The sequence below is a fragment of the Shimia abyssi genome (assembly GCF_003014475.1).
Taxonomy (GTDB): domain Bacteria; phylum Pseudomonadota; class Alphaproteobacteria; order Rhodobacterales; family Rhodobacteraceae; genus Shimia; species Shimia abyssi.
In genome coordinates this window covers 228,368-241,233 of record NZ_PYGJ01000002.1, presented here as the reverse complement: position 1 = coordinate 241,233, position 12,866 = coordinate 228,368, and the positions used below count along the sequence as shown (strand labels likewise).

Genomic DNA, 12,866 nt, shown 5'->3' with positions numbered 1-12,866 from the left:
ACAACCGGCGTCACCGGACAGGAAAAGTGCGCCTAGAGACCAACTATCGGAGGAGAAAATCATGAAAACACTAACCAAACTCAGCGCCATCGCATTGGTAGGGGCTGTTGCCCTGAGTGGCGGAGCGGCACTTGCGCAGGAAAAGATCAAGATTGGGGTCAGCTACCCTACACCGACACATGCCTGGGCCTCTGGGATGAATTGGCATGCGGAAAAGGCCGAAGAACGCTTGGAGGCACTGTATCCGGATGTGGATCTCATACTTGTCAATTCACCCGATCCAGGTGCTCAGGCAAGCGCGCTTGAGGATCTGGTATCTGTGCATCAGATTGACGCGTTGGTTGTGTTGCCATTTGAATCTGAGCCACTCACCGATCCTGTTTTGAACGTCAAAAAGTCGGGCGCCTTGATTACGGTCGTCGACCGAGGACTAAGCCAGCCAGGTATCGAAGACATCTATGTTGCCGGGAACAATCCGGAGCTTGGACGCGTGTCGGCACAGTATATGAAGACCCGCCTGAGTGAAGGCGACAACATAGTTGTGTTGCGCGGTATTCCGACCTTGATCGACAATGAGCGCTTTGATGCCTTCATGGCCGAGATGGAGGGGTCAGGGGTAAACGTGTTGGATCACAAACACGCCAATTGGAACCGCGACGATGGTTTCGAGGTCATGCAAGATTTCCTGAGCCGTTTCCCGGACATTGACGCAGTCTGGGCGCAGGATGACGACATCGCAATTGGCGTTGTTGCAGCGCTTAAGCAAGCGGGGCGCGACGGTGACGGTATGTTCGTTGTTGGCGGCGCTGGTATGAAAGAGATTATCAAGTCGATTATGGATGGTGATGAACTTATCCCAGTCGACGTGCTCTATCCGCCTGCAATGATTGCGACGGCGATGGATGTCACCGTTCAAGCGTTCAAGTCGAACGGGCCCGTGGCCGGGCGTTACATCCTTGGTGCGACACTGATTACACCTGAGAATGCTGCGTCCTTCTATTTCCCAGACTCTCCCTTTTAAGGGCGGTAGATTGCAGCACTTGGGAGAGGGGTAAACCTCTCTCCCATCAAAACTTTCCTAAGGACATGTGATGAAAACGATCAAGGGCCCCGCGCTCTTCCTTGCGCAGTTTGCCTCGGACGAAGCGCCATTCAATTCCTGGAACTCTATAACTAATTGGGCGGCCGATTGTGGTTATGCCGGTGTGCAGGTTCCCAGTTGGGACAGTCGACTTTTTGACCTCAAACTTGCGGCAAGTTCAAAATCATATTGTGATGAATTTCTGGGAACCGCGCGGGAAAACGGTGTGGAGGTAACGGAACTCTCAACCCACCTTCAAGGGCAGCTTGTTGCTGTGCATCCTGCCTATAATGAAGCGTTCGATGCTTTTGCCGCGCCTGAAGTTCAGGGCAACCCAATCGCCCGACAGGCCTGGGCCGTTGACCAAGTTAAGCTGGCACTGACAGCGAGCCACAACCTCGGGATCGATGCGCACGCCACTTTCTCGGGCGCGTTGGCGTGGCCCTTCTTGTATCCGTGGCCGCAACGCCCGCCAGGCCTGATTGATGAAGCTTTTACAGAGCTTGCGCGACGCTGGCGCCCCATCTTAGACCACGCTGAAAATATGGGAGTTGATGTCTGTTACGAAATTCACCCGGGCGAGGATCTTCATGATGGTGTCACGTTCGAGATGTTTCTTGAAAAGCTGGGAGACCATTCGCGTGCGAACATGCTTTATGATCCATCGCACTATATGCTTCAGTGCCTTGATTATTTAGACAATTTGGACATCTATCGCGATCGGATCAAGATGTTTCACGTCAAGGACGCGGAGTTCAATCCGACTGGTAGACAAGGTGTTTACTCTGGCTATCAAAGCTGGGTGGATCGGTCTGGTCGGTTCCGTTCGCTGGGTGATGGGCAAGTCGATTTTCCGGCGATCTTTTCCAAGCTCGCTGCCATGGATTTTGACGGTTGGGCTGTTGTCGAATGGGAGTGCTGCTTGAAACACCCAGAAGACGGTGCGCGTGAAGGGGCTAGTTTTGTAAAAGATCATATTATTCGCGTAACTGAAAAGGCGTTTGACGACTTTGCAGGTGGCGAGACCAACGCGCAGGCCAACCGTCGGATGCTCGGGATTGGAAACTGATATGGGGTATGCACGTCCAATTCGATTAGGAATGGTTGGAGGAGGAGCGGGTGCGTTCATTGGCGACGTTCATCGGATCGCATCGCGGATAGATGGTGACTTTGACTTGATCGCGGGTGCGTTGTCCTCGACAGCGGATAGGGCGCAGGCGTCTGGCAGGGCGCTTGGTCTTGCGCCGGATCGGATTTACGATGACTTCAAGGTGATGGCCATGCGCGAAGCACGGCTTAAGGACGGTATCGAAGCAGTCACAATCGTTACACCCAACCATATGCACTTTCCTGCGGCCCGCGAGTTCTTAAAGCGAGGAATCCATGTCATCTGTGACAAGCCTTTGTCGTCAAATTTACGGGATGCAAAGAAACTCCTGGAAGCTGCGGAGAAGTCGAATGCGCTATTTGTGCTTACCCATAACTACACTGGGTATCCTATGGTACGACAGGCTCGTGAAATGGTCAGCAAAGGTGACATTGGTGACATTCGTGTTGTGCAGGCAGAATACCCTCAGGACTGGTTGACTGAAGCGGAGGAATTGCAAGACAACAAGCAGGCAGAATGGCGGACCGACCCGGCCCGGTCTGGAGTTGGTGGATCAATTGGGGACATCGGAACCCATGCCTTTAATCTGCTAAGTTTTGTCACTGGTCTAGAAACTGAATCTCTCGCGGCCGATTTGCAAAGCTTTGTTCCGGGCCGCCGTTTGGATGATAATGCTCACACAATGCTGCGATTTGAGGGCGGTGCGCGTGGGATGCTGTGGTCCAGTCAGGTTGCACCAGGCAATGAAAATGCGCTGCGATTGCGTGTCTATGGTTCCAAGGGCGGGCTGGAATGGGCGCAGGAAGATCCAAACTATCTGTGGTATACGCCGTTTGGCGAGGCAAAACGCCTGATTACTCGAGGTGGGGTGGCCGCGAATTCCGTCGCCGCGCGAGTTTCACGAACACCGGGTGGGCACCCAGAAGGGTATCTGGAGGGGTTTGCCAACATCTATGCTGAAGCGGCGAAGGCAATACGCGGTCGGCAGGCGGGGCAAAAAACCGACCCGGAGGTGGTTTATCCAACAGTCTACGATGGCGTTCGAGGTGTTGCGTTTATTGAAGCGTGTGTCGCTTCGTCCAATCGTAACGCTGCGTGGGTTAAGTTCTAGAAACAATCAGTGATAGTTTTTCACTTACTGCACACGACCTCTTGTACTAACGGCATTCTATCGGTGTGGCTGAATGCCGTTGGTAGACCAGCTATTATCAAAATGTATTAAATGATGATGAGTTGTACACCTTTCGGTGGAATTACGTAGTCTTCAGCGCTTTGGTGGCCGGAAATCTTGACTTTAGACGTTTGGGGCTACCTGTGAACATGTACGGCGCATGGCGCATGGCGCACCACACGTGCGGCGGTTGAGCCTAACAGGTAGTCACTCAGGCCAGGCTTGTGTGACCCCATGACAATGCAGTTTATCTCATGCTGAGCAGCGAACTCGATAATGCTGCGATACACATGACCTTCGACCACATGGCCGTGAATACCCAGCTCTCCTGACATCTTGTCTTTCATAAGAGTTTGAGACCGTTCAAATGCCAATCGCGCTTGCGCATCACTTTGCGTTGCGCGCGCGAGTCCATATGCTTCTTCGACGACATGCAGCGCTAAAATCTCGCCCTTCGCCGATAACAGCCCGCGCGCGATATCTAGTAGTAGATGCGACAACCCGTGATCTAACGCCAATGGAACAAGAATTTTGTTGTACATGGAAACCTCCGACTATGGTTAGGAGCCAGTTGTGCCCCGAATCTGATTTGCTCTTTGGTTGCGATTCATCCATCTGCCGATAGATCAAAATCCTCATCCGGGAAGTATTTGGCCAGCCGAACATCGGCCGCGCGGGCGTGGCCTTCCATGCCCTCCAGTCGCGAAATACGCGCGGTTGCCTGGGCAATTGATTTAGAACCTTCGCGTGTAGCGCGCTGCCATGTCACGATTTTCATGTACTTATGAACGCTTAAGCCCCCAGTATATGTTGCTGCGCGCGACGTTGGCAGAACGTGGTTCGTCCCTGACGCTTTGTCACCATACGATACAGTGGTTTCCTCGCCCAAGAAGAGCGAACCATAACATGTTAGGCGGTCTTGCCACCAATCCAGTTCAGCCGCTTGAACCGTAAGATGCTCGGGCGCGTATTCATCTGATGTCGCCGCCATCTCCTCGCGATCCGTACACAAGATCACCTCTGCATAATCCCGCCATGCTGCGGCAGCGTTTTCGCGATTGAGCGCCGGCAGCGCTTCGATTAGATCGGGAACCAAACGCAGAACATTCTCTGCCAGTGCTCCGTCATCGGTAACGAGCCACACCGGTGAATTATAGCCATGTTCCGCCTGGCTAACTAGGTCAGTAGCGACGATAAATGCGTCCGCGTCCTTGTCGGCCAGGACCAGACTGTCGGTTGGACCTGCGATCATGTCAATACCGACACGACCATACAAACTGCGCTTGGCTTCGGCGACAAACTGGTTGCCGGGGCCAACGATGATATTTGCTTTGGGCTGACCCAACAACCCAAACGCCATGGACGCAACTGCCTGAACGCCACCAATCGCCATGATTTTGTCCGCGCCGCTGACCTTGGCGGCATAGGCAATAGCCGGGTTGATGCCTTCTCCAGGTTGGGGCGGGCTGCACACGGTGATATGATTGCACCCGGCAACCTTGGCCGTAGTCACCGTCATAACGGCGCTGGCAATGTGGCGATAGCGACCCGCTGGAACATAGCATCCTGACGCCGCAACTGGGATAGCCTTTTGCCCCGCAATTAGACCCGGCACAATTTCATATTCAATATGAGAAACCGTTTGTTTTTGCTGTTCTGCGAACCGGCGCACATTGTCCTGTGCAAACCGTATATCATCCTTCAACTTCTGCGGCACCTTTGCCGCCGCCGCTGCGATTTCCTCTTCGGTCAATAGGATGTTGCCGTCGTACTTGTCAAACTTCGCAGCATATTCCAGCGCTGCCGCATCTCCGTGCGTGTCTATCTCCTGCAAAATTCGTGACACGGTTTCACGGACTTCGGTCGCATCCGACACTGCCGTTAGCGTTGCTTTCTTGAGATAGGTTCTTGTCATGGCGCGCGATGTCCGATCCATTATTGGGTTTCTCGTTGATTATGGCGAATGGATGAGAAGAATGCGTACCCGATAAAAGCCACACCCATGCCCCCAGTCAGGATCTCAGGCACATGGGTCAGCGATTGCACAAACATGACTACGGACAGGGCGAAAATCGAATAGAACGCCCCATGTTCGAGGTAGCGAAACTCTTGCAACGTACCTTTTTCGACCAACAGAATTGTCATTGAGCGCACATACATAGCGCCAATTCCCAGCCCAATCGCGATCAACAGAATATTCGCTGTCAACGCGAAGGCGCCAATAACACCGTCAAATGAAAAGCTGGCGTCCAGTACTTCGAGATACAGGAAAGCGCCCAGACCGCCGCGAGCGCCCATCTGGGCCATCTGGTTTGACTTATAGTCCAGATAAGTGCCCAACCCATCCACCAACGTGAACACCAATAGGCCCATGATTGCCGAGAACAGGAATGTCGATTGGAAATGCGTCGGCAGGAAATAGCAGATGCTCAACATGATCCCAAGGACCAACGCAATCTCGAACCCCCGGACCGACCCGCATTTTCGCAATCGGCACTCCAGCCCGACAATCCAGTCGATGGATTTGTCCTCGTCCACAAAAAACTTTAGCGCCACCATCATTAGGAACGTGCCGCCAAATGCAGCGATGGATCCATGTGCGCCTTCGATGATGTGCGAATATTCGTCTGGGTCCGACAAGGCCAGCTTCATCGCCTCAAACGGATTGATCCACGCAAAAATCGCGACAATCGCCAGCGGGAAAACAATGCGCATCCCGAATACGGCGATCAGGATGCCCCACGTCAAAAACCGCTGTCGCCAGACCGGCGTCATGTCTTCCAGCTTGTTGGCATTCACAATGGCATTGTCGAAAGACAACCCGATCTCCAACGCCGCCAGTACACTCCCGATTAACAGGAACGACAGGATGCCGCCAAGGGTGCCTTCTGTAGCCCAGCCTAGCCAGCCGGATAACACCAGACCGACAAACGTCACGATCAGAGGCCATTTCAGATAGGAAAGTGTCGAACGCTGTGCACTGATCATGCCTCAGCCTCCCATGACTTTGGGCAACCACAGCACCAGCTGCGGAAAGGTAAACAACAGGATAAGCCCGAGCAATTGCACCAGCATGAACTGCATCATGCCGAGGTAAATGTCTCTGAGGTCCCAATTGGGCACCACGCCCTTCAGGAAGTACGCTGATAGTGCCACAGGTGGCGACAACCACGCAGTTTGCAGATTCACAGCCACCAGAATGCCAAACCACACCAACAGGTCGTACTTGCTTTCGAATCCCGGCAGGTCAAGCGCGATGATCGTGGGCAGCAGGATCGGCACCACGATCAGAACAATCGGCACCCACTCTAATGGCCAACCCAGCAGAAACACCAGCGCCATAATCAGGATCAGAACCATGTAGGGCGACATGTCCAAGGCCAATAGGCCGTCTGTCAGCATCTTGGGCGTGCCTAGATTGGAGAACTCTGCACCAAAGAAATTCGACGCGGCCACAAGGAACATGATCAATACCGTGATTTCCAGCGCCTTTATTAAGCATTCGCCAAACCCCTTGAACGTGAATTTGCGATATCCAATAGACAAGAGGATCGCACCGAATGCCCCCATTGCGGCGGCCTCGGCTGGTGTCGCCAACCCCAACAAGATTGAACCCAGCGCAAAACTGATTAGGATTGTGGGCGGCATCAGCCCTTGAAAGAATTCATCCCACAGATCTGAGAAATAGAAGTTCTCCTTTGCGTCCGACCTGTAAATCGGCAGGATCAAGTAGCCCGCGACCGTTATGAAGAACAGCCAGGCAACAGTGAGAACCGTCGCGGTCCCGGACATGCTACCCGCCAAGAGGGCACTGACCGACAGCAAGATTTGCCCGCCGACCACAATTGCGGCCACGATGCGCAGGATTGTCAATTTCTTGTAGGCAAGATAGGCGAGCCAAATTGCGGCAAGCGTCGCAATAAGGCCGGCAAACGGGAAGAGACCGGAAAACGAGCCACCCAGCGCCCAACCAAACACGCGGCACACGGCCAACACGCCAAGACAGATCAAGACAACCTCGGCGCCATAATTGTTGGATGTAACCGGCTGATCCTCTTCAGCAAGGATCGGCCCAAGATCTGGATTCAACCAACACCGGCCCAACGTGTAGAGCAGATAGAGCGACGCTAACAGCGCGCCGGGAATGAATGCGGCCCGGAACAGATCCAATACTGAAACTTCTAGTACCGGCCCCATCACAATCAGCATAATAGACGGAGGGATCAAAATGCCCAATGTCCCACCGGCGGTGATTGTCCCCGCCGCAAGCTGCACATTATATCCTGACCGGCTCATCGTGGCACCGGCCATGATGCCTAGGATGGTCACAGATGCCCCAACAATGCCCGTCGCAGCTGCAAAGATCGTTGAAACCACAAGCACCGCGATATAAAGGGCGCCACGCACGCGCGACATGATCATCTGGATGGAGCCGAACAAACGTTCCATCAGCCCCGCTTGCTCCATCACGATTCCCATCAGAACGAACAAGGGCACGGCCATCAGCTGATCGTTCAACATTGTCGAGTTGGTGTTCAGCGTCATCAACAGCGTCGTCAGCTTGAAATTGGCACCCCAGATGCCAAACACGAAAGCCAGAAATATGAGTGTGAAAGCAATCGGAAACCCGATGAAAATCACGAAAAGCATCGCACCCAGCATGATCAAGCCAATGGTTGGCTTCGAAATATTGGGTCGGGCACTCATGATGTTGGTGAACCATTCGCCACCTGGAACCAGATCGGGGGCAAAGATCGCCAGCACCAACCAAGTCAAACCAATGAGGTAGATCGGTAGCGCGATTACAAAAATGCGTTCCCGCTCCTTGCCCATTTTATGAAACGCTCGGAAAATCTCGGGAATGCCTTGCAGCAGTAACAGGAAGCCGCCAACTGGCATCGCAGTGCGTGCTGGCCACAAAAGCGGCCCCCATGCGCTGTCGATCTGCATTGTCTCACCCGTTGAAAAAGCCAGCCACCAGAATTGCGCAGACACCACAGTGAAAAAAATCATCGCGGGGATGAAGAACAAAAGATACAAAATTGCGTCAACTGTTGCCTGTGTCTTGCTTGACCAGTTGCGATATAGAAAGTCCGCCCGGATGTGTACGCCTCGCATCAGGCCGTAGCCTGCCGCTGCCATAAACAGCACCCCGGCCAACATGCGGCTGGTGTCGTAGACCCAAAGTGTCGGGCCCAGCCCCAGCGACCGGGCAAATTCTCCCATGCCTGCATTGGACAGGATCGAAAACGAGTTTCGGGCAAAGACTTCGTAGACTACGACCGCAATCAACGGCACCAACAGGGATGAGATAAGTTGACCCGCCCGATAGTTGATCACGTCGATGGCCGCCGTTATGGGGCGCTGCCACGCGGTCATATCTTCAGGAGTCTCGCCCGGCTGTTCAGATCGCCGCTCCGCAATAAGTTCGTCGGCAATTTCCAGCTCGTCTGGATTGACTTCGTCTGCCATTCTCATCGTCCCCTTATTCAAAAGCGGCCCACTTTAGCGGGGCGGCTTACCAATACAGGGCAAAGCGCGTGATGGACCCGCCCCGGCGCACTGCACTGAGGCGGGTTTTCTTGATTGCTAAGCGTTACTTAAGTGTGTCGGCATGGGCTTTGCCCAAGCTCGCATTGGAGGCCTGCGCCCCGGCCCAGAACGGAACCGCAACGTCAGCAAAATCCTTTTGTGATTGCCACACTTCCGCGAAGAACTCATTCTCGTCCGCCGCTTCTTGAAGCGCATTTTTTGCCGCTGCCATATACTCGGTAAAGTAGTCGGCAGGCGTGTCTTCCAGAATGACACCGTGATTGTCGGTCAGATCCTTAAGCGCCTTACCGTTTTCGTAGATGCGATAGGACATTGACTTGGACAGAGACGCAGTTGCTGCAACTTCCAACGCCTTTTTCTCAAGATCCGTCAGGTCGTTGTAGAAGTCGAGGTTCACATACATGTCCGCATTCACAACAACCTGGTGCAAGCCTTGCAGGTAATAGTGCTTGAGTACTTTTTGGAAGCCAAAGACAGAGTCGGGCTTGGGGCAGCACCATTCGGCTGCGTCAATTGTGCCTTTCTCAAGCGCAGGCAGGATGTCGCCACCGCCCATCGCAACGGCAGGTACACCAACATCTGCATAGGCTGCACCCACCATGCCCGGAGGTGCGCGGAACCGCATCTGGCGGAAGTCATCCATGGATTTAATCGGCTCAGGGAACCAGCCCAGCGCCTCAGGGCCAACTGGCTGAAGCATGAAGCCTTTGACGTTTACGCCCATCTCTTCCCACAGACGGTCATAGAGCTCTTTGCCGCCGCCATATTGGAACCAGCTCAGAAATGCGATGTTGTCCATGCCAACTCCGGCACCCGCCACAGGTGCCCCAAACAGGTTGGCCGCAACGTGCTTGCCACCCCAATAGTGGGTCCATGCAAAGCCGCCTTCGACCAGTCCGGCATCAACCGCATCCATGATGTCTCGCGGGCCGACAACAGCGCCTGCGGGCAGCACTTCGATTGTAAGTGAGCCGCCGGTCAAGGCGGCCACGTCTTTGCCGAACTCGTTGAGCATGAATACTTCGTCGGCAGTATTTGGCAGAACCGACTGAATGCGCAGGACTTTTTCGGCCATAGCGCTGGTTGCCATCAGCGCCAGCGCTGCTGCGCCTGCCGCCAGTGTTTTAGCGTTTATCATCTTAACCTCCCAAAGGTGTTGCCTTCTGATTTATCTTTGTGTGACCGGGGGCGAAGGCCTTAGCCCCGGTTCACGTCTTCAATTTCCTGCCGTCATCATTCCTTTCTGGTAACAGCTCATGAATCCGCGTCCTCCAACACCAGATCACTTGCCTTTTCCCCGATCATGATCGCCGGGGCATTTGTGTTTCCGCTTACGATGCGTGGCATGATCGATGCATCCGCCACGCGCAGCCCTTCCAGGCCCCGTACACGCAAACGAGGATCGACAACCGCACACTCGTCAATGCCCATCTTGCAGGTCCCCGTGGGGTGATAAATTGTCACTGCCGACCGCCTTGCCCAATCGAGCGTCGCCTCTTCGTCGTCAAAGGCCACGTCAACGCCCGGCGCGTATTCCTCGGTTACATGTGACTTCAGCGGCTCGTATTGCGCAATCGTGCGCGCCACCTGAATGCCACGCACGATTGTACGGCAGTCGGTGTCGGTCGATAAGTAATTCGGATGGATTTTGGGATGATCATCCATGCTGCTGGACGTCAGCGTCAAATGCCCAGCGCTCTCTGGCCGCAATTGCAGGACCGACGCGGTAAAAGCCGAAAACGGGTGCGGCCCCTCGACGGCATTATTGGCACTAAAGGGCTGAATGTGAAACTGAATATCCGGCGTTTCGAGATGCTCTTCAGTTCTCAGGAAACCAGTTCCCAGGCTGGCCGCCATTGTCATTGGACCGGTCTGAGAGACCAGGTATTGCAACCCGATCATGGCCTGTTTGAAAAAACTGTCTGTCTCTACATTGATTGTGCTGAGGTCAGTCTTGAATATCGGGCGGGCTTGTAAATGATCCTGAAGGTTCTTGCCCACACCCTTACTCTCAACCTGCACATCAATCCCGTGGGGTCGCAACTCCGCCGGATCACCGACACCCGAAAGCATCAATATCTGCGGCGATCCAATAGCCCCCGCACTCAGGACAATCTCTCGGCGGGCGCGAATATCGGTCATGGTGCCGTTGATCCGTGCCCGTACTGCAACGGCCCGTTTGCCTTTCAGAACCACCTTTTCGGTCTGCGCATTGGTGATGATCTCAAGGTTCTTTCGCCCGCGCGCTGGGTTCAGATAGGCCACCGCTGAGGAACACCGCCGTCCCCCCTTCATCGTCAATTGAAAATGCCCGACACCTTCCTGATCGGCACCGTTGTAGTCCTCAGCCCTCTTGTAGCCGGCATTCACAGCCGCCTCGATCCAGTGATCGACAATGTCGCGTGACAGTCGCGAAGTCTGAACTGACAATGGTCCATCCGTCCCGCGAAGCTCCGCGCCATTCGCGCCTTTCCAAGTTTCCGAGCGCTTGAAATACGGCAGAACACTCTCCCATGACCACCCCGAGCAGCCCAACTGGGCCCAACCGTCATAATCCTGGGGTTGGCCACGGACATAAAGCAGCCCGTTGATAGAAGAAGACCCGCCCAGCACCCGGCCACGCGGCCAAGGAATGGATCGCCCAGCAATGCCGTTATCCGCCTCTGTCCGATACTGCCAGTCGGTGCCGGGATTGCCCATTGTCCGAAAATATCCGACCGGAACGTGAATCCAAGGGTTTAGATCCCGCGGCCCCGCCTCCAACAGCGCAACCGAAAACCGCCCGCTTTCGGACAACCGGTTTGCAAGTGCGCATCCGGCGGAACCGGCCCCGATAATTACAAAATCGAACTCCATTTCACCCTTTTTGTCAATAAATGAGACTTTTTATCTCGATTTTCGCACAATGGATACGCTACAACGATTCGCAGATAAAACAATTGTCAATTTTTGGAGCTGAGAGTGTGACGGAAGAAAGCGATCGAATACCGACCAACATCAGAACGCTTTTGATCCTCGAAGCACTTAGCAAGAGTGACCACCCGCTCACCGCCACCGAGATCAATCAGGAAATCGGACTGCCCAAGCAAACAGTGCACCGCTTGTGCAACACTTTGGTCGAGGCTGGGTTTTTGACGCAGCAGAGCAATTCCAAGCGATATCAGCCGGCCCGTCGGCTGCGCGATGTTTCGGCGGGGTTACTGGATGCGTCCCGTATGCACATTGCTCGGCACCAAATACTGGTTCAAGTTGCCCGCGAAGTGAACGAGACCGTCAACTTCGTAGTCCCTGAAAAACTCGGGATGAGCTATACAGATCGGGTTGAAACGGCGTGGCCCTTTCGGATTCAGTTGCCGATTGGCACCCACGTACCATTCCACTGCACCGCCAGCGGCAAGTGTTTTCTTGCATGTATGCCTCCGCGCAGTCGGCGCGCATTTCTGGCTTCGATGAAGTTAGAAAAGCTGACTGATCAAACACATACCGATCCAAACACACTATTGGCTGAGTTGAAGGAGATTGCCGCTAAGGGTTATTCGCTCGATCGTCAGGAGTTTCTTGACGGGATGATCGCGATTGCCGTCCCGGTCACAGATCATTCCGGCCGATTTGTCGCGGCTCTAGCGATTCACGGGCCGCTACAGAGACTGTCATTTGATGTTGCATTGTCCCATCTCGCAACGCTTCAAGGCGCTGCCAACAAGATAAGAGAGGCCATCTTTTCGCCAAATGGCGAACCTAACTAGGCTTAGGAATTCGGTAACAAAGTCGCCTCGGTCAAGCGATCTTGCTCAATCAAATGGCCCGCCAAGGCGGTTCGCTCGGATTGGGTTTACCTGTCTCTACCTTCTGGCTGCCTTGCGCTGAGGTCTTTCGGGTACATGCTTCGGTTCGTGGTCAGCGCGGCGGCTCCCAACATGATGCGGGTTCCTTCGTGTCTGCGAGCCGCACAT

At 54.2% G+C, this 12,866-nt stretch carries 10 protein-coding genes; 4 read left to right on the top strand and 6 right to left on the bottom strand.

What is annotated here, in order from left to right; translation table 11 throughout:
• The first annotated feature begins 61 nt into the window (after window positions 1-61).
• The 3 genes from CLV88_RS05190 (at window position 62) to CLV88_RS05180 (ending at window position 3,300) form a co-directional block, all read left to right on the top strand.
• Window positions 62-1,021, top strand: coding sequence for a substrate-binding domain-containing protein (locus CLV88_RS05190; protein ID WP_106607316.1), 960 nt, complete (start codon window positions 62-64; stop codon window positions 1,019-1,021).
• 70 nt (window positions 1,022-1,091) lie between these two features.
• Window positions 1,092-2,150: a sugar phosphate isomerase/epimerase family protein gene (locus tag CLV88_RS05185; protein WP_106607315.1), complete on the top strand. Its 1,059-nt coding sequence runs from the start codon at window positions 1,092-1,094 to the stop codon at window positions 2,148-2,150.
• 1 nt (window position 2,151) lies between these two features.
• Window positions 2,152-3,300 (top strand): Gfo/Idh/MocA family protein, encoded by a 1,149-nt coding sequence (locus CLV88_RS05180; RefSeq protein WP_106607314.1) that lies wholly within the window; start codon window positions 2,152-2,154, stop codon window positions 3,298-3,300.
• A gap of 197 nt (window positions 3,301-3,497) precedes the next feature.
• Here the strand turns inward: CLV88_RS05180 and CLV88_RS05175 are convergent, their stop codons facing one another.
• The 6 genes from CLV88_RS05175 to CLV88_RS05150 all read right to left on the bottom strand — a co-directional run bounded on the left by CLV88_RS05175 (window position 3,498) and on the right by CLV88_RS05150 (window position 11,769).
• Window positions 3,498-3,902, bottom strand: coding sequence for a universal stress protein (locus tag CLV88_RS05175; protein ID WP_106607313.1), 405 nt, complete (start codon window positions 3,900-3,902; stop codon window positions 3,498-3,500).
• Window positions 3,903-3,967: 65 nt separating this feature from the next.
• On the bottom strand, window positions 3,968-5,275 hold the full coding sequence (gene hisD, locus CLV88_RS05170; protein WP_106607587.1) for a histidinol dehydrogenase: 1,308 nt from the start codon (window positions 5,273-5,275) through the stop codon (window positions 3,968-3,970).
• Window positions 5,276-5,295: 20 nt separating this feature from the next.
• Window positions 5,296-6,348 (bottom strand): DUF475 domain-containing protein, encoded by a 1,053-nt coding sequence (locus CLV88_RS05165; protein WP_106607312.1) that lies wholly within the window; start codon window positions 6,346-6,348, stop codon window positions 5,296-5,298.
• A 3-nt stretch (window positions 6,349-6,351) separates the two neighbouring features.
• Window positions 6,352-8,832, bottom strand: a complete 2,481-nt coding sequence (locus tag CLV88_RS05160; protein WP_106607311.1) for a TRAP transporter large permease subunit — start codon at window positions 8,830-8,832, stop codon at window positions 6,352-6,354.
• 124 nt (window positions 8,833-8,956) lie between these two features.
• The gene (locus tag CLV88_RS05155; protein ID WP_106607310.1) at window positions 8,957-10,051 is read right to left on the bottom strand and encodes a TRAP transporter substrate-binding protein; all 1,095 of its coding nucleotides are present in this window, start codon (window positions 10,049-10,051) and stop codon (window positions 8,957-8,959) included.
• Window positions 10,052-10,167: 116 nt separating this feature from the next.
• Window positions 10,168-11,769 (bottom strand): GMC family oxidoreductase, encoded by a 1,602-nt coding sequence (locus CLV88_RS05150; RefSeq protein WP_106607309.1) that lies wholly within the window; start codon window positions 11,767-11,769, stop codon window positions 10,168-10,170.
• Between the two features lie 107 nt (window positions 11,770-11,876).
• Between CLV88_RS05150 and CLV88_RS05145 the strand changes: the two genes are divergently transcribed.
• Window positions 11,877-12,659: an IclR family transcriptional regulator gene (locus CLV88_RS05145; protein ID WP_243403575.1), complete on the top strand. Its 783-nt coding sequence runs from the start codon at window positions 11,877-11,879 to the stop codon at window positions 12,657-12,659.
• Window positions 12,660-12,866 lie beyond the last annotated feature (207 nt).